We start from the raw sequence: 23012 nt of genomic DNA on the forward strand, positions 1-23012 counted from the left end.
GCGGTTTGATCCATCAAGCCTGGGTAACGCCAGCGGCGTCGATCACGAATGCTGCGTCACGTATGTTGAAGGTGCCGCGGAATTCGCGGTGCTTCACCAGCAGTACGTGGATATCGGCGCTGTCCTTGGCAAAGTCGAAGTCCACGTGCTCGTGGCGCGCCAGGCGCTGCGGCAAGGCTTCGATGTTTGGTTCGACCAGTTGCAGGGTCGCTTCCAGCTCATTGCCCAGGCGCTCGGCGATGCTCAGGGCCGGGCTTTCGCGCAGGTCGTCGATATCGGCCTTGAAGGCCAGGCCGTAGCAGGCAATTTTCACTTGCTGGGCCGATTTGCCCGGGTTCTTGATCAGGAAGTTGGCCAGGGCCATCTTGACCTTGTCGATCACCCACTCGGGCTTGCTGTCGTTGACCACGCGGGCCGTGCGGATCAGGCGCGCCTGCTCTGGGGTCTGGCTGACGATGAACCATGGGTCGACGGCGATGCAGTGGCCGCCCACGCCTGGGCCAGGCTGCAGGATGTTGACGCGCGGGTGGTGGTTGGCCAGGCGAATCAGCTCCCACACATCGATGTCCAGCTTGTCGCAGATGATCGACAGTTCGTTGGCGAAGGCAATGTTCACGTCACGGAAGCTGTTTTCGGTCAGCTTGCACATTTCTGCGGTGCGGGCGTTGGTGACGATGCACTCGCCTTCAACGAAGGTGCGGTACAGGCGTACGGCCGCTTCGGAGCACTTGTTGGTCATGCCGCCGATGATGCGGTCGTTTTCCACCAGCTCGCGCAGTACGTGGCCTGGCAGTACGCGCTCAGGGCAGTGGGCAACGCGGATGTCGGAGTCTTCGCCGTGGGTTTGCGGGAAGCTCAGGTCCGGACGGGCTTGGGCCAGCCAGAAGGCCATCTGCTCGGTGGCGCCAACCGGCGAGGTGGATTCGAGGATGACCAGGTCACCCTTTTTCAGCACGGGCGCGATGGCCTTGCTGGCGGACTCGATGTAGCTCAGGTCCGGCTGGTGGTCATCCATGAACGGGGTTGGCACGGCGATCAGGAAGGCGTCGGCAGCTTCCGGAACGGTGGAGGCGCGCAGGAAACCTTCGGTTACGGCCGCGTGTACCACCATGTCCAGCTCAGGCTCGACGATGTGGATTTCACCACGGTTGATGGTGTCGACTGCATGCTTGTTTACGTCGATGCCGATGACATGCTTCTTGCGTGCGGCGAAAACGGCGGCGGTTGGCAGGCCGATATAGCCCAGGCCTACGACGGAAATTTTATTGAAGCTCATGCTGCGTCCTTGGAGTTAGAGAAGGCGGAAAGTGCGTCGAGGATTCGCGCGCACGCTTTTCCATCGCCGTAGGGGTTGTGGGCGAAGCTCATCTCGCGATAGGTCGCATCGTCGGTGAGCAGTTTCGCCAGGTGTTCGGTGATCGATGCCACGTCGGTGCCCACCAGCTTGACGGTACCGGCGGCCACGGCTTCCGGGCGCTCGGTGGTGTCACGCATGACCAGTACCGGCTTGCCCAGGGCGGGGGCCTCTTCCTGGATGCCGCCGGAGTCGGTCAGGATCAGGTAGGAACGGGTCATCAGGTAGACGAACGGCAGGTAGTCCAGCGGCTCGATCAGGTGAATGTTGCTGACGTCGGCCAGCAGGCGGTTGACCGGTTCGCGCACGTTCGGGTTGAGGTGTACCGGGTACACGATGTCCACATCAGGGAACTGGCGCGCGGTTTGTACCAGCGCCTGGCAGATGCGCTCGAAGCCGTCACCAAAGTTTTCCCGGCGGTGGCCGGTGACCAGCACCATGCGGCGCTCGGGGTTCAGGAAGCTGAACTGGGTTTCGAACTGGCTTTTCAGTGCGGGGCTTTCAAGCTTGCGGACCACTTCCAGCAGCGCGTCGATCACGGTGTTGCCGGTGGTGTGGATGGTCGCGGCGTCGGTGCCTTCACGCAGCAGGTTGTCCTGCGACGTGGAGGTGGGCGCGAAGTGCAGGGCGGCCAGTGCGCCGGTCAGGCGGCGGTTGCCTTCTTCCGGCCATGGCGAATACAGGTTGCCAGTGCGCAGGCCGGCTTCCACGTGGGCAATCGGAATCTGCTGGTAGTACGCGGCCAGGCTGGTGGCCAGGGTTGTTGCGGTGTCGCCGTGCACCAGCACCACGTCGGGCTTGAACTCGGCCAGCACAGGTTTCAGACCCTGCAGGATGGCAGTGGTCACATCAGTCAGGTCCTGGCCTGGCTTCATGATGTTCAAGTCGTAGTCGGGCGTGATCTCGAACAGCTCCAGTACCTGGTCGAGCATCTGGCGGTGCTGGCCAGTTACGCAGACGCGCGACTCGAAACGGTCGTCCTGGGCAAGGTTGAGGGCCAAGGGGGCCATTTTGATGGCCTCAGGGCGGGTGCCAAATACAGTGAGGGTCTTGAGGGGCACGGCGACGGTCTTCTTTGTGTGATTGAAGGCTGTTGGATCAGGTGCTACAGGTGCGAATCGCGGGTATTACGCAAATCGGCCGGGGGGATTGGCCTGGGGCGCTCCACACACGCAAGCGCGAGCGGGGAGTTTTGAAGGTGGTGAAAAAAAATTCATTTAGCTTGGATCCTTCAAGCGTAGCGGTTGTCCGACTGCCGCAAATTTATCACTTCGTCATCAATATGGCATCCCGTCTGGCACGTTTTTTTCCCCTGAGCGGCCAATTTTGCCCATATGTATCGACAGATTGGATCCTATATTTGTAAGTTGCATCAGGAAAAACGATTGTTTGATGTTAATCAGGCATCATGCCAATAAAGTCAATTCGACTGAGGCATGCGACGAACGGGCAGTGGCCTTGCTCGGCAAGGCTTGTGAGAAAAACAACAGCGTTTGGTCTGAATGAAACCTAGGTTAAACGGGAATTTACCTGAAGGCTATTTGCCATCATCTTTGTTTCATGAAGGTACCCTGAAATATGGCGTAATGCCATTGTTTTTGGGTAAGCCGAAGTTGCATTTTTAATGTCGGATTCGGTAACGATTAACCGGGCCAAGTACCTGTTTGCAAAAAGGCAGAACCGCTAGGGTTGATTGCGCAGCCGAAGGAAAACGGCTGCTGGAAAATGACCAACCCAAGGAGTGTTCACCATGCGTAACAACGTTCTGTCGTACCTGCTGCTGCCGCTGTTCGCCAGCCTGTCCTTTTCCCTTAGCGCCGCCCCGGCCAGCGCCACGGCGGTGCCCGAACCAGTGCCGGTGGTGAGCCAGCAGCAGGCCCAGCAGCCGCAGCGGCTGGACCTGAACACGGCTGATGCGCTGACTTTGCAGAAGGAGTTGAACGGTATAGGGAAGGCCAAGGCCGAGGCCATCGTGGCCTACCGGGAGGCCAATGGGCCGTTTGCTTCGGTGGATGAACTGCTGGAGATCAAGGGCATTGGCAATGCGTTGCTGGAGCGCAACCGGGACAAGGTGATGGTGGAGTAAGCGGGAAAAGGGGCTGGGGCTTATGCCCTGGCCCTGACCATGCAGGAGATCGCCCAGCCCTTTGGGCTGCGCTGTCGCGTAGAGAACTGAGTTCGCTGCCTAGCGGTCTTGCGCGTCCTTGGCATCCGCTTCGGCATTGCGCTCATGCACCTTGCGCAGCTGTTCTTCGGTCAGTGGCAGTTTTTTGGCCGTATCGCGCAGCAGCATCAGCCCGCCGACGATCGAGCCGAGGGCTATGATGAGTATCAGCCAGGCATACCAGGGCATTGTCGTTCTCCTTTGCTGCTGATGGGCAGCGCTTGTACGAATATTGAGCAATTGCCCGTTCCGTTGGTTCAATTATAGGAGCCAGCTACTGTCGGGCCAATTCCATGACCCGCGGGCCCCAAAGCCTGCGCTACTTCGTTTACAATGCGCGCCGTTTTCGACTTGCCAAGAGACCCTGCCCATGTCCGCCTGCCAGACGCCCCTGATCGTCGCCCTGGATTTCCCTAGCCGTGAGGCCGCCCTGAAGCTGGCTGACCAGCTTGACCCTGCGCTGTGCCGGGTGAAGGTTGGCAAGGAGCTGTTCACCAGCAGCGCTTCGGGCATTGTCGAAACCCTGTGCGACAAGGGCTTCGAAGTGTTCCTGGACCTCAAGTTCCACGACATCCCCAACACTACCGCCATGGCGGTGAAGGCTGCGGCCGAGATGGGTGTGTGGATGGTGAACGTGCATTGCTCCGGTGGCTTGCGCATGATGGCGGCTTGCCGCGAAGAGCTGGCCAAGCGCAGCGGCCCGCAGCCGTTGCTGATTGGCGTGACCGTGCTGACCAGCATGGAGCGTGAAGACCTGGCCGGTATCGGCCTGGATGTCGACCCGCAAGAGCAGGTGCTGCGCCTGGCGGCGCTGGCCGAGAAGGCTGGCATGGACGGTCTGGTGTGCTCGGCGCTGGAGGCCCCGGCGCTGAAGGCGGCCCATCCGTCACTGCAGCTGGTGACCCCGGGCATTCGCCCGGCGGGCAGTGCGCAGGATGACCAGCGCCGTATCCTCACTCCGCGCCAGGCGCTGGATGCGGGTTCGGATTACCTGGTAATCGGTCGCCCGATCAGTCAGGCCGCCGACCCGGCGCAAGCGCTGGCTGCGGTGGTGGCGGAGATTCGTGGGTAACCAGCCTGCATTATTGAGAAAGGCCGGTACGCAAGTGCTGGCCTTTTTTGTTTCTGCCTGCCTGGCACAGAAGCACACAACCTTTGGAGCTAGTGCGATGCATGTGGGAGCGGGTTCACCCGCGAAGAATGCAACACGGTACATGGCACCGGCTGCGCCGGTATTCGCGGGTAAACCCGCTCCCACAGGTACAGCGTCGGGTTCAAGGGTGGTGCTTTACCTGTGGGAGCTGGCTTGCCGGCGATGAGGCCAGTGTTGGCTACCTCAATCTCAAACCTTGAGCACCAACTTGCCAAAGTTCTCCCCACTGAACAGCTTCAGCAAGGTCTCGGGGAAAGTCTCCAACCCTTCCACCACATCCTCCTTGCTCTTCACCTGCCCGCTGGCCAGCCACCCGGCAATCTCCAGCGCAGCCTTGCCATAGTCCTTGGCGTAATCCATCACCACAAAGCCTTCCATGCGCGCGCGGTTCACCAATAGCGACAGGTAGTTGGCCGGGCCTTTGACCGCCTCCTTGTTGTTGTACTGGCTGATTGCGCCGCAAATCACGATGCGTGCCTTGAAGTTGATGCGGGTCAGCACGGCGTCGAGGATGTCGCCGCCAACGTTGTCGAAGTACACGTCCACGCCTTTAGGACATTCGCGCTTCAGGCCGGCCAGCACGTCTTCGGCCTTGTAGTCGATCACCCCGTCAAAGCCCAGTTCGTCCTTCAGGTACTGGCATTTCTCGGCGCCGCCGGCAATACCGACCACGCGGCAGCCTTTGATCTTGGCAATTTGCCCGACAATGCTGCCCACCGCGCCGGCCGCGCCGGAGATGACCACGGTATCACCAGCCTTGGGCTGGCCGACGTCCAGCAGGGCGAAGTAGGCGGTCATGCCGGTCATGCCCAGCGCCGACAGGTAGCGGGGCAGGGGGGCCAGGCTGGGGTCGATCTTGTGCAGGCCCTGAGCCTCGCCGGTGAAGTAGTCCTGCACGCCAAGGGCGCCGCTGACATGATCGCCCGGCTTGTAGGCGGGGTGGTTGGAGGCGACCACTTCGCCAACGCCTAGCGCGCGCATCACCTGGCCGAGGGCCACGGGCGGGATGTAGGACTTGCCTTCGTTCATCCAGCCGCGCATGGCCGGGTCCAGCGACAGGTACAGGTTGCGCACCAGTACCTGGCCTTCGCCGGGGTGTTCGGCGGGCACGCTCTCGAAGCTGAAGTCGTCACGGCGCACGGCGCCGACCGGGCGTTTGGCGAGCAGGAAGCGGCGGTTGGTGTGGGTCATGGCGGATCCTTGTGGGCAGTGGAGGGGTAGGTGTTCAATCTACCCTGTTGATGTAGGCAGGTCGTTAACATCACTGACAAGCATGGTAGCCCAACCGGTGGGGTGATGATGCTGCCCGGTCGGATGCTGCCTGACTATGCTCTGAGCCCCATCAAGCACGCTTTGGAGCACGCGATGAGCATGACCTTTTCCGGCCAGGTAGCCCTGGTCACCGGCGGTGCTGCCGGCATCGGCCGGGCAACCGCCCTGGCTTTCGCCCAGGAGGGCCTGAAAGTGGTGGTGGCCGATCTCGACCCGGTCGGTGGCGAGGCTACTGTGGCCTTGATCCGTGCGGCGGGCGGCGAGGCGCAGTTCATTGCCTGTGACGTTACCCGCGACGCCGAGGTGCGCCAGCTGCATGAGCGCCTGATCGCCGCCTATGGCCGGTTGGACTATGCCTACAACAACGCGGGTATCGAGATAGAGCAAGGCCGCCTGGCCGAGGGTAGCGAGGCGGAGTTCGATGCCATCATGGGCGTTAACGTGAAGGGTGTGTGGCTGTGCATGAAGTACCAGCTGCCGCTGCTGCTGGCCCAGGGCGCTGGGGCCATCGTCAATACCGCTTCGGTGGCGGGCTTGGCGGCGGCGCCGAAGATGAGCATCTACAGCGCCTCCAAGCACGCGGTGATCGGCCTGACCAAGTCGGCGGCCATCGAGTACGCCAAGAAGGGCATTCGAGTGAATGCGGTGTGCCCGGCGGTGATCGACACCGACATGTTCCGCCGCGCCTACCAGACCGACCCGCGCAAGGCCGAGTTTGCCGCCGCCATGCACCCGCTGGGGCGCATTGGCAAGGTCGAGGAAATTGCCAGCGCCGTGCTGTACCTGTGCAGCGACGGCGCGGCGTTTACCACCGGGCATTGCCTGACGGTGGATGGTGGGGCTACGGCGATCTGACCTGATGCCGTGTGGCCTTCTTCGCGGGTAAACCCGCTCCCACAGGTACCCCGCTGGCCTCAGGGCTGGTGATACCCCTGTGGGAGCGGGTTTACCCGCGAAGGGGCCCTGGCAGACCACCACAATGCCAGCCCAACCACCAAACACCCCATCACCAGTACCACACCAAACACCAGCAGCGCCAACCGCGACCCCAACCGGTCACTGAGCAACCCGGTAAAGATCACCGGCAAGCTGAACCCTAGGTACGCCAGCAAAAAGAAGCCGGCACAGGCCCGTGTCTTTTCGTTACCGGCCAGCTCGTTCACCGCCGCCAGCCCGCCAAGGTAGATAAACCCGTAGCACGCACTGCTGGCCGCCACCGCGCCCAGCAACACCGCCCCCAGCTGCCCGCGGTCGGCACCCCAGGCCAGCACGGCATAACCACACGGCAGTATCAGCAACCCCAGCAACGCGGCCGTTCGGCTACTCAGGCGCCGCGCCATTGGCTGGAAGATCAACCCGCAGCTGATCACGCAGAAGGTCGAGAACCCCGACCAGGCGCTCAGCCCATGCTGGCGCAGGATGCCTGGCAGCAGGGCGATAACCACCCCCGAGCAGGCCCACGCCAGCAAAATGGCCAGGCCATAACCCACGCTGCCACGCGGGTAGCAGGGCAGGCGCAGCATGGGGGTGCGTTGTGCCGGGCGTGGATCGGGCAGGCGCCATACCAGCAGCATGGCCAGCGCCGCCAGCAGCAGTTGCAGGTGGAAGCTGCCCGGCGTCAGGCTGGGGCCGCGCAGCAGAAACAGGCTGGTCAGCGCCGCGCCCAGGCCGAAGCCCAGCGAGGTGCTGGCGGTGACCCATGTCGCGGCGCGGGGGCCATGCGCGCTGCCCATCAGCTCGCCCATGTAGGCGGTTGCCGTGGCGGTGGCCAGGCCCGTGCCCAGGCCCAGGCACATGCGCGCCAGACCCAGGGTTTGCAAGCTGGGGGCCAATGACATCAGCCCCGTGGCGACCATCGACAGGGCCAGGGCGGCCAGAATCAGCGGCCGGCGCCCGACCCGGTCGGCCAGGCCACCCAGGGCCAGCAGCACCGGCAGCACGCCAAGCACATAGCCGGAGAAGGCCACTGCGGTGGCGGCGGCGCCTTGGCCGGAAAGGTCGGCGTAGGTGATGTACAGCGGGGCTGGCAGGTTGACGGCCAGGGTGATCAGGCAGAGGGCGAAGGCCAGGCGGGCCGGGGCGCAGAGCATGGTTGGGGGTCCTGGTTTTCTGATGGTTGTTCCGGCCTGTTCGCGGGTGAACCCGCTCCCACAGTTACTGCACTGCTTTCGGGCTGGGTGCGATCCCTGTGGGAGCGGGTTTACCCGCGAAAGGGCCGGGCCTGCTCACTTTGATCTTTGGCCCACCCCGCCCACCAGACACACCACCAACCCTTTTATGCTTAACTGTTCGCTAAAAACTAGCGAACACTTACCCCATGTACCTACCCCTCGACCGCACCAGCCCCACCCCACTGGTGCAGCAACTCACCGACCACCTGCAAACCTGGATCGACCAGCAACGCCTGCGCCCCGGCGCGCGCCTGCCGTCGATCCGGGCCTTGGCCCGCAGCCAGGCGGTCAGCGCGTCCTGTGTGATCGAGGCCTATGACCGCCTGGTCGCCAGCGGCTGGCTGGAGGCCCGCCACGGCACCGGTTTTTTCGTCGCCGAGCGCAAACCCGGCCTGACCATGGACGACGCTCAACCCTGGGGCGAGGCCGGCGACGGCAGCTGGCGGCAGTTCCGCGAGGGCCATGATCAATTGCTGAAACTAGGCTGTGGTTGGCTGCCGAGCAGCTGGCGCGCCGCCACCGAGCTGGCCCAGGCAGTGCGCCAGGTCAGTCGCGGCGCCCCGCAGGACCTGTTCGACTACTGCCCACCCCTGGGTTTGGCCAGCTTGCGCCAGCAATTGCACAAGCGCCTGGCGCAGTTGGGCATTGCCGCCGGTCCTGAACACATCCTCACCACCCATGGCGCCAGCCACGGCCTCGACCTGCTGGTGCGCACCCTGCTGCGCCCGGGCGACACGGTGCTGGTGGAAAACCCCGGCTACTACAACCTGTACAACCTGCTGCGCCAGCACCAGGTGCACATGCTGCCGGTGCCGCGTACCGTCGACGGCCCGGACCTGGCCATTTTCGAAGCCCTGCTGGCCAGGCACAAACCGCGCTGCCTGTTCGTCAACAGCCTGTACCACAACCCCACCGGCAGCAGCCTGACGCCAAAGGTGGCCTACCGCCTGCTGGAGCTGGCCCGCGAGTACGACCTGCGCATTATCGAGGACGATATCTACGCCGACTTCCAGGAGGGCCCGGCCACCCGCCTGGCTACCCTCGACAGCGAGCAGCGGGTGATCTACATGGCCAGTTTCTCGAAAACCCTCAGCAGCTCGCTGCGGGTCGGCTACCTGGTTGCCGACCCGGCGTTGCTGGCGCGCCTGGCCGAGTTGAAGATGGTCAGCGGCATCGGCACCTCGCGCTTTGCCGAACAGGTCGTCGGGCAGATGTTGGCCAACGGTAGCTACCGCAAGAGCGTGCAGCGCCTGCGCGTGCGCTTGGGCCAGTACATGGCCAGGCTGCTCGGCCAGTTGGAGCAGGCGGGCTGGCAGGTGTTCTGCGAGCCTTACGGTGGCATGTTCGTCTGGGCCCGCGTGCCGGGCCGGGATTTCGCCAGCCTGGAGCGCCTGGCCCTGGAGCACGAGTTGCTGCTCACCCCCGGCAGCGCCTTCGATTACCAGGGCGCGGGCAGCACCTGGTTGCGCATCAATGTCGCCTACGGGCAGGATTCCCGCGCCCAGGCCTTCATTCGGCATGCAGGGCGACCTCTGCCAAGCTGATAGCGACACGCTCATAGCTATTTGACACTATTCTGCGGCCAGGCCCTTGTTCATCGGCTGGCAACGTTGCCACCCTTGGCCTTCGGGATAACCTCGCACGCAAAAGGGGAATCGGCATGGGCGCGAGCAAGCACGGTGTGCTGGCCAACCTGGGCATGGCCCGCAAACTTGGCCTGGGCTTTGCCCTGGTGCTGGTGCTGACCCTGGCAGTGGCGGCCATAGGCATTGCCGCGCTGCACAGCGTTGGCCAGCGCTTCGACAGCTTGCGCCAGCTGGCCCAGTTCAATACCGACCTGCTGCGCTTGCGCCAGCACGAGCAGGCTTTTGCCCTACGCTCCGACCTGCAGCAGGCCGAGGCCTTGCGCAACGGCCTGAAGGGCCTGGCCGAACGCGCCCGTGGCCTGCCGGCGCTGGCGGCGGCGCAAACCGACCTGGCGGCCTATGGCCAGGCGTTCGAGGCCTTTGTCGAGGCGGTGCAGGCCAAGGAGCTGGCGCTGGACATGGCCAGCTGGTCGGTGTCCAGCGTGGCCAACAACCTCGATGTACTGCAGGCCGGCCTGGCCGATGACGGCGTGTACACCCTCAAGCAGTCTCAGGGCCAGCAGGGCGGCGCGTTCCTTGAACAGGCCGCGCAGGTGGCGCAGGTGTCGCGGCTGATGCTGCAGGCCATGGACGAAGCGCGGGTACGCCTGGAAAAAAGCCGCAAGGGCGAAGAGGGCGTCAGCCAGGAGCGCATCGCCCAGACCATCGAGGCCGCCAGCCTGGTCAGCCAGTTGCAGGGCGCCGTCAGCGATGCCGGCTACCAGAGTGTGCTGGGCGAAGTCGCCGGGCACATTGGCAGCTTCTCGGAGAAACTCAACGAGTACACCGACCAGCTGGCCCAAGAGCAGGGCCTGAAGGCGCAGTTGCAGGCCAGTGCCGAGCAAGTCACCGGGCGGGTCGACCAGGCCTACCTGGGGCAGGAGCAGGCCCTGCAGGGCGAACTGCAACGCAATGCCATGGCCATCGGCCTGGCCACGGCATTGGCACTGCTGGTGGGGGTGCTGGCCGCCTGGCTGATCACCCGCGCCGTGGTCGGGCCGCTCAAGCATGTGATTGCCCGCGCCCAGCGCATTGCTGCCGGCGAGCTGGGCTTTGACGCCCAGGCGCCACGCCGTGACGAAGTAGGGCAGCTGATGCAGGCCATGCAGCAGATGGCGGCGGGCCTGTCGGGCATTGTCGGCGGTTTGCAGCAGGGCATCGAGCAACTGGCCGGCAATGCGCAGGCGCTGTCGGCGGTGACCGAGCAGACCAACCGCGAGGTGGGTAGCCAGAAGGAAGAGACCGAGCAGGTGGCCACCGCCATGCAACAGATGACCGCCACCGTGCACGATGTGGCGCGCAATGCCGAGGAGGCCGCGCAGGCGGCCCAGGCTGCGGATGAGAAGGTTGATTCCGGGCAGCAGGTGGTGCGCCAGAGCATGCAGCGCATCGAGCAACTGGCGGCGGCGGCGGAGACGGCCAGCGCCGGTATCGACAGCCTCAGTGCCGAGATCCACACCATTGGCGACGTGCTGGAAGTAATCAAGAGCGTGGCCGAGCAGACCAATCTGTTGGCGCTGAATGCCGCTATCGAAGCTGCCCGGGCGGGTGAGCAGGGGCGCGGCTTTGCCGTGGTCGCTGATGAGGTGCGGGCGCTGGCGCGGCGTACCCGGCAGTCTACCGAGCAGATCGAGACCTTGGTGGCCAGTTTGCGCGGCAATGCCCAACAGTCGGTGGCGCAGATTCGCGGCAGTACCGAGCTGGTGCGCCTGGCGGTGGCCGATGCGCTGCAGACCGAAAGCGCGCTGGGCAGCATTGCGGCGGCGGTATCATTGATCCAGCAGATGAACCAGCAGATTGCCGCGGCGGCCGAGCAGCAGAGCTCGGTGGCGGAAGAGATCAGCCGCAGCGTCACGCAGATTCGCGGCAGTGCCGATCAGGCGGCGTTGGCGATGCAGGATAATGCCCGGTCGAGTATCGATCTGGCGCAGCTGGGTACCGACCTGAAGGGGATGGTGGGGCATTTCAGATTGTGATCCGGGCCTGGGCTTTGTGTTGCCTGTACCGGCTTCTTCGCGGGTAAACCCGCTCTCACAGGAATACCACAGGGGTGAATGTTGTGTGAGCCCTGTGGGAGCGGGTTTACCCGCGAAGAGGCCTGTTCAGGCTATAAAAAACTCAAGCCCTGCGCGGGTTGAGGATCATCAAGGCCAGCACCCCCGCCACAATCCCCCAGAACGCCGAGCCAATCGAGAACAAGGTCAGCCCCGAAGCGGTAACCATGAAGGTAATCACCGCTGCCTCCCGCTCACGCGCTTCGCTCATGGCCACGGTCAGCCCGTTCATGATCGAGCCGAACAGCGCCAGCGCCGCAATCGACAACACCAGCTCCTTCGGCAACGCCGCAAACAGCGCCGCCAAGGTCGCGCCGAACACCCCGGCAATGCCGTAGAAAATCCCGCACCACACCGCCGCAGTATAACGCTTGGCCGGGTCTTCATGGGCATGCGGCCCGGTGCAGATCGCCGCGCTGATTGCCGCCAGGTTGACCCCGTGCGAGCCAAACGGTGCCAGCAGCAGCGAGGCAAAGCCGGTGGCCGAAATCAGCGGCGAAGCCGGCACCTGGTAGCCATCGGCACGCAGCACAGCCACGCCAGGCATGTTCTGCGAGGTCATCGCCACCACGAACAGCGGAATGCCAATGCTGATGGTCGCCGCCAGCGAGAAGCTTGGCGTGGTCCACACCGGCTTGGCCACTTCCAGGTGGAAGCCGCTGAAGTCCAGCAGGCCCAGCGCGCCGGACAGCGCCGTGCCCACCAGCAATGCGGCCAGCACGCAGTAACGCGGCGACAGGCGCTTGACCAGCAAATAGCTGAAGAACATGCCCAGTACCAGCAAGGTGCGGTGCTGGGCGGCAACGAAGATTTCGCTGCCGATCTTGAACAGGATGCCCGCCAGCAGCGCCGAGGCCAGCGAGGCCGGGATGCGCTTGACCAGGCGCTCGAAGCTGCCGGTCAGGCCACAGATCAGCACCAGCACGGCGCAGGTGATGTAGGCGCCGATCGCCTCGCCATAGCTGACCCCGCCCAGGCTGGTGATCAGCAAGGCGGCGCCGGGGGTGGACCAGGCCACGGTGATCGGCGTGCGGTAACGCAGCGACAGGCCGATGCTGCACACCGCCATGCCGATCGACAACGCCCAGATCCATGACGAAATCTGCGCGCTGGTCAGCCCGGCTGCCTGGCCGGCCTGGAACATCAGCACCAGCGAGCTGGTATAGCCGGTGAGCATGGCGATAAAGCCGGCGACAACCGCCGACGGGGAGCTGTCCGCCAGGGGCCGCAGGCGTGCGAAAGTGGCATCGGTCATGAACAAAATCCTTGTAAAGGTGTAAGCAGTTTTTTCAGACTACAGCGAGCAAGGTTGATCCTTGCCATACAGCGGCCATTGCTTTTAGCCGTACAGTCGCCAACTATTGGGCGCAAATGCAGAACTGCTTGGGAGTGGAAGGGCGATGTACAAGGTCTATGGCGACTACCAGTCGGGCAACTGCTACAAGGTCAAGCTGATGTTGAACCTGCTGGGCCGGCCGTATGAATGGCACCCGGTGGACATCCTCAAGGGTGAGACCGAAACGCCCGAGTTCCTGGCGATGAACCCCAATGGCAAAGTGCCGGTGCTGGAGCTGGAAGACGGCAGCTACCTGTGGGAATCCAATGCCATTCTCAACTTCCTGGCCGATGGCAGCGAGTTTCTGCCTGCCGAGCCGCGCCTGCGTACCCAGGTGTTGCAGTGGCAGTTCTTCGAGCAGTACAGCCATGAGCCATACATTGCCGTGGCGCGCTTCATCCAGTTTTACCTGGGCTTGCCGGACGAGCGCCTGGACGAGTACCGCAAACTGCACAAGGGCGGCTACAAGGCGTTGAGGGTGATGGAGCGGCAGCTGCAGATGACGCCGTATCTGGTCGGCGAGCAGTATTCGATTGCCGATGTGGCGTTGTATGCCTACACCCATGTGGCGCAGCAGGGTGGGTTCGACCTGGCCGATTATCCGGCAGTGAGGGCCTGGCTGGAGCGGGTCGGCAGCCACCCGCGGCATGTGCCGATGGTGGGGTAGTATTTAGCCTGTGCCGACCTCTTCGCGGGTAAACCCGCTCCCACAGGGACATCACAGGACCTGAGGGCAGTGGAGTACCTGTGGGAGCGGGTTTACCCGCGAAAGGACCGGTACAGGAAATCTACAAGCTGTCAGGCCGACGCAAACCGCTCATCGAGGTAGGCAATGATGGCCTTGGACTCATACATCCAGGTCACCTTGCCCGCTTCTTCGATGCGCAGGCACGGCACTTTCACCCGGCCGCCACCTTCCTGCAGGGCCTGGCGGTGCACCGGGTCGTTCTTGGCATCGCGCAGCGCCACCGGTACGTTCAACCGGTGCAGGGTACGGCGGGTCTTGACGCAGAACGGGCAGGCGTGGAACTGGTACAGCGCCAGGTCCCTGGCCGCTTGCTCGACGCGGGCCTGGGCGGCGGCGTCGCGCTTGCGCTTGGCCGGGCGGCTGATCCAGTCGCCGAATACGATGAGCTGGCCGAGGCCAACCCGCAGGGCTTTGACGATCATGGGCAACTCCTGAAATGAAAAAGCCGACCCGGGAGGGTCGGCTTGGGTCACAGCAGCCAATCACTTGATCAGGCTGAGGAACTCGCTGCGGGTGGCGGCGTTTTCGCGGAACTCACCCAGCATCACCGAGGTGATCATGGTCGAGTTCTGCTTCTCGACACCGCGCATCATCATGCACATGTGCTTGGCTTCGATGACCACGGCCACACCGGCGGCACCGGTTACCTTTTGCACGGCCTCGGCAACCTGGCGGCTGAGGTTTTCCTGAATCTGCAGGCGGCGGGCGTACATGTCGACGATGCGCGCCACCTTCGACAGGCCCAGTACCTTGCCCTTGGGCAGGTAGGCCACGTGCGCCTTGCCGATGAATGGCAGCATGTGGTGTTCGCACATCGAATACAGCTCGATGTCCCGGACCAGCACCATTTCGCTGTTGTCAGAGCTGAACAGCGCGTTGTTGGTGACTTCTTCCAGTGTTTGCTCATAACCGCGGCAAAGGTACTTCATCGCCTTTGCAGCCCGCTTGGGCGTGTCGAGCAGGCCCTCACGGGAGACGTCCTCGCCAATCTGGCTGAGGATCTCGGTGTAGTTCTGTTCCAGGGACATGGATCTACCTGTGGGAAAAAATCGCAAAAACGAAGGGTACGGCGGTGAGGGCGGCGCTGCAAGCTCGACGTTACTCGTCGCGGCCTTCGAGCATGGTTCGCTTGAGCATCACATACACCGCACCGGTGCCGCCGTGGCGGGCGTTGCACGAGGCAAAACCGAGCACCTGCAGGTGCTGGCGCAGCCAGGTGTTGACGTGGCTCTTGATCATCGGGCGCTTGCCATCCAGGCGCGCGGCCTTGCCGTGGGTAACCCGCACGCAGCGCACCTCCAGCCTGGTGGCTTCGGCGATGAAATCCCACAGGGTTTCGCGGGCCTTTTCCACGGTCATGCCGTGCAGGTCGAGACTGCCCTCGAACGGGATTTGCCCCAGCTTCAGCTTGCGCAGCTGGCCTTCCTGCACGCCATCGCGGCGCCACAGCAGCTCGTCTTCGGCGCCAACGTCGATGACGAACTGGTCGGACATGCCGTCGATCACCAGCGCCTTGTCACTGCGCACGCTCGCCGCCTGGCGCAGGCCGGCCAGCTGCTGGCGGTCGGCCTTGGGCTTGCCGACTTCGGCGCGGTCGTGCCTGATCGGTTTGACACCGCGCACTTCGGCCTTGAACAGGGAAAAATCGTCGTCTTGCATGATGCCTCCACGTGGGCGGCGTAGTTTACGCGACTGTGGGGCGGTGTGCAGCCTGTGCGGGCCCTTTCGCGGGTAAACCCGCTCCCACAGGGATATCACCGGACCTGAGGACGTGGGGTATCTGTGGGAGCGGGTTTACCCGCGAAGAGGCCCGCACAGGCGACACAAAACCATCAATCGTGTTTTTTCATCAGATGCGGCGACAGGTTCAGCTCGCGCCCCCGGCGCAGGCGAATACGGCTGCGCCGCCAGAAGCGCACGCCCAGCCACAGCAGCAGCAAGCCAGCCCCGGTGAGGATGCCGGCCAGCGGTTTGTTGGCATTGAGTTCCGCCAGGGCAGGGTAGTTGCCCAGCAGGCCGGCGATGCCGGCCATCGCCAGCAGCACGCCCAGGGTCGCCACCAGGGCTGACAGGCCGGCCGCCAGCCGGGCGCCCCAGTTACGCGGTTGGCGCGGGCGCAGGCGCTTGGCGTCGAAACTGCCTTTGAGCTTCATTCCGCTCTCCTCTGTGGATATCCGGAATTCGACTTGCTGCCGTCCATCGGGTTCCGCCCGGCTGCCGGGCGGTTGTGCCCAGCCGCTCAGATCAGGCTGGCGGTGGGGGCCACGCAAGCGAAGTTGTCGGCCATCACGGCCATTTCGCACTGATGGATCTGCGCGGCCGGGATCACCCCATCCTTGAATGCCAGGTCGCGGGTCGCCGAGGCGTCTTCCACCAGGGTGCAGCGGTAACCATAGTCCTTGGCACGGCGTACGGTGGTGCTGACGCTGGAGTGGCTCATGAAGCCGCAGACGATCAGGTCCAGGTGGCCCAGCGCCTGCAGGGTCTCATGCAGCTGGGTGTTCTTGAATGCGTTGGGCATGCGCTTTTCGATGACGATTTCGCCTTCCAGCGGCTCCAGCCCCGGAATGAACTGGCCGGCCGGACCTTGCGGGTCGAAGCGACCACCGACAGTGCCCAGGTGGCGAACGTGGATGATCGGACGGCCGCTCTTGCGCGCGGCGTCGAGCAACCTGGCGATGTTGGCCACGGCCTCGTCCATGCCCGACAGCGCCAGGGGCCCGCTGAGGTACTCCTTTTGCGCATCGATGATGATCAGGCTGGCGTGGCTCAGCTTGGCCGGCGGGTAGTCGCGGCCAGTGAGGCGGAACATCGTGGTTGGAACGGACATCAAGGGCTCCTTGGATAGGGCTTTTGTATACCTATTCTCCCCTGCCTTGGCGCCAATGGGAATGGTTGACAACGTAAGCTGCATGGTTACTGGCTTGTGGCTAGCCATTGGGCAAGGCAAAGGAACAAATGTGCGGGTGGGGCTGTTAGACTTTTGTCCGGTCTGAATTAGGAGTACCCCGTGATCACATCCCGCCTGCGCACGCTGCGCGACTATATCCGCTGGGCGGTCAGCCGCTTCCACGAGCACGATCTGTTCTTCGGCCACGGTGCCGACAACGCCTGGGACGAGGCCCGCCTGCTGGTGCTGGGGGCGGTGCACCTGCCGTGGGAAGTGGCCGACAGCTACCTGGACTGCATGCTCGAGGACGACGAGCGGGTACGCCTGCAGCACCTGCTCAAGCGCCGTATCGAAGAACGCGTGCCGGCCGCCTACCTGCTGGGCGAAGCCTGGTTCTGCGGCATGTCGTTCATCGTCGACGAACGCGTGCTGGTGCCGCGTTCGCCGATTGGCGAGCTGATCGAGAAACGCTTCGAGCCGTGGCTGGCGAGCGAGCCGGCGCGCATTCTCGACCTGTGTACCGGTTCTGGCTGCATCGGCATCGTTGCCGCCGACGTGTTCCCCGAGGCCGAGGTGGTGCTGGCCGACCTGTCGTTCGAGGCGCTCGAGGTGGCCAACCAGAACATCGAACGTCACGGCCTGGACGGCCGCGTGTACACCGTGCAAGGCGACGGTTTTGGCGGTTTGCCGGGGCAGCGTTTCGACCTGATCCTGTCCAACCCACCGTATGTCGATGCCGAGGACTTCGACGACATGCCGGCCGAGTACCACCACGAGCCCGAGCTGGGCCTGGCCTGCGGCAACGATGGCCTGGACCTGGTACGGCGCATGCTGGCCGAAGCAGCTGACCACCTGACCGACAAGGGCTTGCTGATTGTCGAGGTGGGTAACAGCCAGGTGCATGTCGAGGCGCTGTACCCCGAGGTGGACTTTGCCTGGCTGGAATTCGAGCGCGGCGGGCATGGGGTGTTCATGCTCACCGCCGAGCAGTGCCGCCAGCATCAGGAGCTGTTCAAGGCCCGGGTCTGATTCCAGGGCCTCTTCGCGGGTAAACCCGCCCCCACAGGTATAGCGTTGCCCTCAGGTGCGACGCGATCCCGGTGGGGGCGGGTTTACCCGCGAAGCAGGCGACGCGGTATCAGCGTGTAGCAATCCAGATCAGCAACCCCGCCTGGAACACCGCAAACGCCACCAGGCAGGTAATGGTAAAGCGCAACCCGCTGTCTTCACGCCGGTACTTGGCCATCCGCTCATCGCGCTCGCGCAGTTGCCCTTCCTTCTCCTGCAACTGCTGGTCAGCCTGCTGCAGCAGGCTGGCAGCATCCAGTATCTCCACCCGCTGCAGGCGCTCGCTGTTCCACGCGCCCTTGAGCTGGCCCACCGTCATTTCCACGGTACGGCCCTTCAGGTGCTGGCTGTCTTCATACTCCACCTCGATACCCACCCCACGCAGGCAGTGGTCTCGGCGCAGGCGCGAGTCTTCGTTCAGCGCATCCTTGCTCGGCAACGCCATGCCCTCGACCCGGTAGTGCGACCACTTGCGCTGCAGCCACTGCGCGGCCTGGGCCAGCAGGAAGCGGCCCAGGCCACGGTTCAACGGTTCCAGGTGCAGGCCATGATCACCGCCGATGCGCACCAGGCGTTCGGCATGGTCGACGCGGATGTCCAGGCGGTTCTGTTCCTTGTGTACCTTCTGGCCCGGCAGTTTGATTTCCATGCGCAGCAGGCTGTGAGCCTTGTCGTGGCGCTCGGCATAGCCAAATTGCACAAAGCGCAGCGGCCGTGCGCCGGTGCTACGGTCAGTGGGCAGGGCGGCCAGGCGCAGCAGCTGGAAGTGTTCGGCGGTCAGCTCGGCCCAAGGAAGGGCAGGGCTTTCCTGAGGTTCTTCGGCCGGCTCTGCGGCGACGGGAGTGGTTGTCATCAGGGTTTGTCCTTGGGTACGGGCTTGCCGGCGATGGGGCGCGCCAGCGCCCCCAAAGTTCCGCTAATACCGAAATTATCGGCCGTCCCGGCCAAGACCTGAGGGTCAGGCAGAAGGCAAATGCTGGATAAATGTCACAATCTGCTCGCCCAGCTCCCGCGCCAGCGGCAGTTCGGGGTTGAGGTAGCTGTCGCGTTGCTGGCTCATCGCTTTGGGGCTGATGCGCAGCATGTGGTTCATGCCATCGATCAGCACCAGCTGCGCATCCGGCTTGGCCGCCTTCAGCCGTTCGGCGTCGACCACCCCCACCTGCACATCGTTGCGCCCCTGCACGATGAGTGCGGGCATGGGCAGGCGGGCAAAGGCCGCCGCCGGGTTCTGTTGGAACAGCGAAATCAGGTAGGGCTGCACGCTGGGGCGGAACACCTGGCGCAGCGGCGCCGGCACCTCCAGGCTGGTCTGCCCGGCCTGCAGGCGCTCGAGCAGGGCACTGCCACCGGCCAGTTGTGCCGGCGGCAGGCGCTGGGCCAGCTGTTCGCGCAGCACCTCGGCCAGCGGCCGGCCGCTGCCGGCCAGGGTGATCACTGCGCTGGCGCCGGCCTGTTCGGCGGCCAGGCTGGCGATCAGTGCGCCCTCGCTGTGGCCGATCAGGATCAGCGGGCCAAAGCGCGGGTCGGCCTTGAGCTTGTGGCTCCAGGCGACCACATCGGCCACGTAGCGCTCCACGCTGAGGTCACGCTCGTCGGGCGTGGCCGGCTGGCTGGCGGCCACCCCGCGCTTGTCATAGCGCACGCTGGCGATGTGCTCGTTGGCCAGCAGCAGGGCCAGGCGCTTGAGGTTGTCGACCCGGCCTGACGCCGGGTTGTTGCCGTCACGGTCGGTGGGGCCGGAGCCGGCGATGATCAGCACCACCGGTGGCGGGGTGGCCTGCTCCGGCAGCAGCAGGCTGCCGTGCAGCACGCCCTGGCCGGTGTCCAGGTCGATCGGGCGTTGCAGCACGGTGGGGGCGGCCTGGGCCAGGCCGGTGCACAGCAGGAAGAGGAGGGCGACCAGGCGCGACATCATGCGGTACTTCATGGGGAGATGACGGTTTGACCCGGTGTTTGCGGGAAGGTTCTCGGGCTGCGCATGGCAGGTTCGGCCTCTTCGCGGGTAAACCCGTTCCCACAGGTCCCCCACAATACACCGGCCTGTGCTGATCCTGTGGGAGCGGGTTTACCCGCGAAGAGGCCAGTACAGGCAGCCCATCCATCTGTATACTGCCCCTTTCGTTCACTTCAGGCAGATCTCGCGGAGCGTCCATGTCCGGCAATACCTACGGCAAGCTGTTCACTGTCACCACCGCTGGCGAGAGCCATGGCCCGGCGTTGGTCGCCATTGTCGATGGATGCCCACCGGGCCTGGAAATCTCCCTCGCCGACCTGCAGCACGACCTCGACCGGCGCAAGCCCGGCACCAGCCGGCATACCACCCAGCGCCAGGAGGCCGATGAGGTGGAAATCCTCTCCGGCGTGTTCGAAGGCCGCACCACCGGCTGCTCGATCGGCTTGCTGATCCGCAACACCGACCAGAAGTCCAAGGACTACTCGGCGATCAAGGACCTGTTCCGCCCGGCCCACGCCGACTACACCTACCACCACAAGTACGGCATCCGCGACTACCGCGGCGGTGGCCGCAGCTCGGCCCGCGAAACCGCCATGCGCGTGGCCGCCGGTGCCATCGCCAAGAAGTACCTGGCCACCCAGGGCATCACCGTGCGCGGCTACATGAGCCAGCTGGGCCCGATCGAAATCCCGTTCAAGACCTGGGAGTCGGTGGAGCAGAACGCCTTCTTCAGCCCTGACCCGGGCAAGGTGCCGGAGCTGGAGGCCTACATGGACCAGTTGCGCCGTGACCAGGATTCGGTGGGTGCCAGGATCACCGTGGTCGCCGAAGGCGTGATGCCGGGCCTTGGCGAGCCTGTCTTCGACCGCCTCGACGCCGAACTGGCCCATGCGCTGATGAGCATCAACGCGGTCAAGGGTGTGGAAATCGGCGCCGGCTTCGCCAGCGTGGCCCAGCGCGGCACCGAGCACCGTGACGAGCTGACCCCGCAAGGCTTCCTCAGCAACAACGCGGGCGGCATCCTCGGCGGTATTTCTTCGGGCCAGCCGATCGTTGCCCACCTGGCTCTGAAGCCGACCTCCAGCATCACCACCCCGGGCCGCTCCATCGACATCGACGGCAACCCGGTGGACGTCATCACCAAAGGCCGTCACGACCCGTGCGTGGGCATTCGCGCCACGCCGATCGCCGAGGCGATGATGGCCATCGTGCTGATGGACCACCTGCTGCGCCACCGTGCGCAGAATGCCGATGTGAAAGTGAATACCCCGGTGCTGGGCCAGCTCTGATCCGCCAGTACCGGCCTCTTCGCGGGTAAACCCGCTCCCACAGGTACAGCGCTGCCCTCAGGCTTCGTACGCTCCCTGTGGGAGCGGGTTCACCCGCGAAGAGGCCGGCTCAGGTCCCCACAAGGCCACCCCATGCAACCGATCCCCTACTGGCGCCTGTCCAGCTTCTACCTGTTCTACTTTGCTCTGCTCGGTTCCACCGCCCCCTTCCTGGCGCTGTACTTCGACCATCTGGGCTTCTCCCCGGCGCGCATCGGCGAGCTGGTGGCCATCCCCATGCTCATGCGCTGCATCGCCCCCAACCTGTGGGGCTGGCTGGGTGACCGCACCGGCCAGCGTCTGCTGATCGTGCGCCTGGGCGCGTTGTCGACCCTGGCCACTTTCGCCCTGATCTTCCTTGGCAAAAGCTACGCCTGGCTGGCGCTGGTCATGGCCTTGCACGCGTTCTTCTGGCATGCGGTGCTGCCGCAGTTCGAGGTCATCACCCTGGCCCACCTGCACGGGCAAACCGCGCGCTACAGCCAGGTGCGCCTGTGGGGCTCGATCGGCTTCATTCTCACCGTGGTCGGCCTGGGCCGGCTGTTCGAGTGGCTGAGCCTGGATATCTACCCGGTGGCGCTGGTCACGATCATGGCCGGCATCGTCGCCGCCAGCCTGTTCGTGCCCAATGCCCAGCCGGTGGAGCAGGGCGAGCGCAGCGGCGCGGGCGGTTTCCTGCAGCAGTTGCGGGCGCCGGGGGTGATCGCGTTCTACGCCTGCGTGGCGCTGATGCAGCTCAGCCACGGGCCGTACTACACCTTCCTCACCCTGCACCTGGAACACCTGGGCTATGCCCGGGGTGCCATCGGCTTGCTGTGGGCACTGGGGGTGGTGGCCGAAGTACTGGTGTTCATGGCCATGAGCCGCATCTTCGCGCGCTTTTCCGTGCAGCGGGTACTGTTGGCCAGCTTCGTGCTGGCTGCGCTGCGCTGGCTGTTGCTGGGTAACCTGGCCGGTGAGCCGGCGGTGCTGGTGTTCGCCCAGGTGCTGCACGCGGCCACCTTCGGCTGCTTCCATGCAGCCAGCATCGCATTCGTCCAGGCCAGCTTCGGCGCCCGCCAGCAGGGCCAGGGCCAGGCGCTGTATGCGGCGCTGTCGGGCACCGGGGGGGCGCTGGGGGCGTTGTATTCGGGCTACAGCTGGAAACTGCTGGGGCCCACCTTCACCTTTGGTATGGCCAGTGCCGCAGCCTTGGCTGCAGCCGTTATCATTGCCCTTTGTTCGCAACCGACCAGGACCCGTCCCTGATGAGCATTCTCAGCGTTTTCCACCCCTCCAGCCCGGAACTGCCGAACAAGGTGCTGACCCACCACGACGACATCGCCGCCACCCTGGCCGAGCACGGCGTGCGCTTTGCCCATGCCGAGCATGGCCTGCGGGTGCGCCCGGGCACGGCCCAGGACGAGGTGCTGGGCGCCTGTCGGGGGCACCTGGACCAGTTGATGACGGCGCATGGCAGCAAGGCCTTTGTGCTACTCAACCGTGATGGGGAAGCCCCGGCGCAGGTGGATGTGCGCGATGAGCATGTGCATGACGCCGACGAGGTGTTTGCCGTGGTCAGCGGGCGGGCGCAGGTAGGCCTGCGGGTGGGGGAGTGGGTGTATTCGGTGTTGTGCGAGAAGGGTGACCAGTTGGTGGTGCCGGCAGGGACCCGGCGCTGGGTCGAGCTGGGTGATGCGCCGTTTTGCCTGGCGTTGCGGCTGTATGGCAGCGAACAGGGCGTGCAACCGCGGTTTACCGGGGATGCGACGGCGCGGGCGTTCCTTGGCATCGACGAGTTGTGATGGCCTTGCCGGCCTCTTCGCGGGTAAACCCGCTCCCACAGGTATAGCACCAGGCCTGAGGGTAGCGTTCAACCTGTGATTTCACAGGTGCAACACCAGGCCTGAAGG

Annotated in this window: 23 protein-coding genes and 1 pseudogene; 11 read left to right on the forward strand and 13 right to left on the reverse strand. The window is 64.4% G+C overall.

Going from position 1 to position 23012, the window contains the following annotated elements:
- Positions 1–13: 13 nt before the first annotated feature.
- Both wecC and wecB read right to left on the reverse strand, forming a co-directional pair.
- On the reverse strand, positions 14–1276 hold the full coding sequence (gene wecC, locus FQ664_RS09370; protein WP_144171683.1) for a UDP-N-acetyl-D-mannosamine dehydrogenase: 1263 nt from the start codon (positions 1274–1276) through the stop codon (positions 14–16).
- A complete protein-coding gene (gene wecB / locus FQ664_RS09375) occupies positions 1273–2415 on the reverse strand; it encodes a non-hydrolyzing UDP-N-acetylglucosamine 2-epimerase (protein ID WP_144171684.1) in 1143 nt (380 codons plus the stop codon). The genes wecC and wecB overlap by 4 nt, the downstream gene beginning before the upstream one ends.
- Before the next feature lie 689 nt (positions 2416–3104).
- Between wecB and FQ664_RS09380 the strand changes: the two genes are divergently transcribed.
- Positions 3105–3440, forward strand: a complete 336-nt coding sequence (locus FQ664_RS09380; RefSeq protein WP_085590160.1) for a ComEA family DNA-binding protein — start codon at positions 3105–3107, stop codon at positions 3438–3440.
- Positions 3441–3539: 99 nt separating this feature from the next.
- Here the strand turns inward: FQ664_RS09380 and FQ664_RS09385 are convergent, their stop codons facing one another.
- Positions 3540–3707, reverse strand: coding sequence for a DUF2897 family protein (locus tag FQ664_RS09385; protein ID WP_010952850.1), 168 nt, complete (start codon positions 3705–3707; stop codon positions 3540–3542).
- 181 nt (positions 3708–3888) lie between these two features.
- Between FQ664_RS09385 and pyrF the strand changes: the two genes are divergently transcribed.
- Positions 3889–4590: an orotidine-5'-phosphate decarboxylase gene (gene pyrF, locus FQ664_RS09390; RefSeq protein ID WP_144171685.1), complete on the forward strand. Its 702-nt coding sequence runs from the start codon at positions 3889–3891 to the stop codon at positions 4588–4590.
- A gap of 270 nt (positions 4591–4860) precedes the next feature.
- Here the strand turns inward: pyrF and FQ664_RS09400 are convergent, their stop codons facing one another.
- Positions 4861–5862 (reverse strand): NADP-dependent oxidoreductase, encoded by a 1002-nt coding sequence (locus FQ664_RS09400; protein ID WP_144171686.1) that lies wholly within the window; start codon positions 5860–5862, stop codon positions 4861–4863.
- A 174-nt stretch (positions 5863–6036) separates the two neighbouring features.
- Between FQ664_RS09400 and FQ664_RS09405 the strand changes: the two genes are divergently transcribed.
- Positions 6037–6798, forward strand: a complete 762-nt coding sequence (locus FQ664_RS09405; RefSeq protein ID WP_144171687.1) for an SDR family oxidoreductase — start codon at positions 6037–6039, stop codon at positions 6796–6798.
- A gap of 59 nt (positions 6799–6857) precedes the next feature.
- Here FQ664_RS09405 and FQ664_RS09410 read toward each other — a convergent pair whose 3' ends face one another.
- Positions 6858–8033: an MFS transporter gene (locus tag FQ664_RS09410; protein WP_144171688.1), complete on the reverse strand. Its 1176-nt coding sequence runs from the start codon at positions 8031–8033 to the stop codon at positions 6858–6860.
- A gap of 227 nt (positions 8034–8260) precedes the next feature.
- Here FQ664_RS09410 and FQ664_RS09415 point away from each other — a divergent pair, with 227 nt between their 5' ends.
- The 3 genes and pseudogenes from FQ664_RS09415 (at position 8261) to FQ664_RS28225 (ending at position 11715) form a co-directional block, all read left to right on the forward strand.
- Entirely contained in the window at positions 8261–9658 is a 1398-nt protein-coding gene (locus tag FQ664_RS09415) for an aminotransferase-like domain-containing protein (protein WP_144171689.1), read from the forward strand.
- Positions 9659–10656: 998 nt separating this feature from the next.
- Positions 10657–10854 (forward strand): annotated as a pseudogene (locus tag FQ664_RS28220) (HAMP domain-containing protein); the annotation flags it as partial.
- Complete coding sequence (locus tag FQ664_RS28225; protein ID WP_474707141.1) at positions 10852–11715, forward strand: methyl-accepting chemotaxis protein; 864 nt, start codon at positions 10852–10854, stop codon at positions 11713–11715. The pseudogene FQ664_RS28220 and the gene FQ664_RS28225, both read left to right, overlap by 3 nt.
- A gap of 142 nt (positions 11716–11857) precedes the next feature.
- Here FQ664_RS28225 and FQ664_RS09425 read toward each other — a convergent pair whose 3' ends face one another.
- Positions 11858–13048, reverse strand: a complete 1191-nt coding sequence (locus FQ664_RS09425) for a benzoate/H(+) symporter BenE family transporter (RefSeq protein ID WP_144171691.1) — start codon at positions 13046–13048, stop codon at positions 11858–11860.
- A 145-nt stretch (positions 13049–13193) separates the two neighbouring features.
- On the opposite strand from FQ664_RS09425, the gene FQ664_RS09430 reads away from it, so the two are divergent.
- Complete coding sequence (locus tag FQ664_RS09430; protein WP_144171692.1) at positions 13194–13796, forward strand: glutathione S-transferase family protein; 603 nt, start codon at positions 13194–13196, stop codon at positions 13794–13796.
- Positions 13797–13927: 131 nt separating this feature from the next.
- Here FQ664_RS09430 and FQ664_RS09440 read toward each other — a convergent pair whose 3' ends face one another.
- The 5 genes from FQ664_RS09440 to FQ664_RS09460 all read right to left on the reverse strand — a co-directional run bounded on the left by FQ664_RS09440 (position 13928) and on the right by FQ664_RS09460 (position 16707).
- The gene (locus FQ664_RS09440) at positions 13928–14299 is read right to left on the reverse strand and encodes a glutaredoxin family protein (protein WP_144171693.1); all 372 of its coding nucleotides are present in this window, start codon (positions 14297–14299) and stop codon (positions 13928–13930) included.
- Positions 14300–14359: 60 nt separating this feature from the next.
- Positions 14360–14905, reverse strand: coding sequence for a GTP cyclohydrolase I FolE (folE, locus tag FQ664_RS09445; protein WP_024086498.1), 546 nt, complete (start codon positions 14903–14905; stop codon positions 14360–14362).
- A gap of 70 nt (positions 14906–14975) precedes the next feature.
- Positions 14976–15536: a Smr/MutS family protein gene (locus tag FQ664_RS09450; RefSeq protein ID WP_144171694.1), complete on the reverse strand. Its 561-nt coding sequence runs from the start codon at positions 15534–15536 to the stop codon at positions 14976–14978.
- 173 nt (positions 15537–15709) lie between these two features.
- A complete protein-coding gene (locus FQ664_RS09455) occupies positions 15710–16030 on the reverse strand; it encodes a hypothetical protein (protein ID WP_144171695.1) in 321 nt (106 codons plus the stop codon).
- An 86-nt stretch (positions 16031–16116) separates the two neighbouring features.
- On the reverse strand, positions 16117–16707 hold the full coding sequence (locus tag FQ664_RS09460) for a cysteine hydrolase family protein (protein ID WP_025338152.1): 591 nt from the start codon (positions 16705–16707) through the stop codon (positions 16117–16119).
- 180 nt (positions 16708–16887) lie between these two features.
- Between FQ664_RS09460 and prmB the strand changes: the two genes are divergently transcribed.
- On the forward strand, positions 16888–17796 hold the full coding sequence (gene prmB / locus FQ664_RS09465; RefSeq protein ID WP_015269350.1) for a 50S ribosomal protein L3 N(5)-glutamine methyltransferase: 909 nt from the start codon (positions 16888–16890) through the stop codon (positions 17794–17796).
- Positions 17797–17905: 109 nt separating this feature from the next.
- On the opposite strand, the gene FQ664_RS09470 is transcribed toward prmB, so the two are convergent.
- Both FQ664_RS09470 and FQ664_RS09475 read right to left on the reverse strand, forming a co-directional pair.
- Entirely contained in the window at positions 17906–18688 is a 783-nt protein-coding gene (locus FQ664_RS09470) for a hypothetical protein (protein WP_144171696.1), read from the reverse strand.
- Positions 18689–18793: 105 nt separating this feature from the next.
- Positions 18794–19753 carry an alpha/beta hydrolase gene (locus FQ664_RS09475; protein ID WP_144171697.1) on the reverse strand — a complete coding sequence of 320 codons (960 nt, stop codon included), beginning with the start codon at positions 19751–19753 and terminating at the stop codon, positions 18794–18796.
- 236 nt (positions 19754–19989) lie between these two features.
- Between FQ664_RS09475 and aroC the strand changes: the two genes are divergently transcribed.
- The 3 genes from aroC (at position 19990) to FQ664_RS09490 (ending at position 22904) form a co-directional block, all read left to right on the forward strand.
- Positions 19990–21081, forward strand: coding sequence for a chorismate synthase (aroC, locus tag FQ664_RS09480; protein WP_144171698.1), 1092 nt, complete (start codon positions 19990–19992; stop codon positions 21079–21081).
- 132 nt (positions 21082–21213) lie between these two features.
- On the forward strand, positions 21214–22368 hold the full coding sequence (locus FQ664_RS09485; RefSeq protein ID WP_144171699.1) for an MFS transporter: 1155 nt from the start codon (positions 21214–21216) through the stop codon (positions 22366–22368).
- Entirely contained in the window at positions 22368–22904 is a 537-nt protein-coding gene (locus FQ664_RS09490) for an oxidase (protein ID WP_144171700.1), read from the forward strand. Before FQ664_RS09485 ends, FQ664_RS09490 begins: the two co-directional genes overlap by 1 nt.
- Positions 22905–23012: the final 108 nt, after the last annotated feature.

Origin of the sequence: Pseudomonas persica (assembly GCF_900291015.1) — a bacterium.
GTDB lineage: Bacteria > Pseudomonadota > Gammaproteobacteria > Pseudomonadales > Pseudomonadaceae > Aquipseudomonas.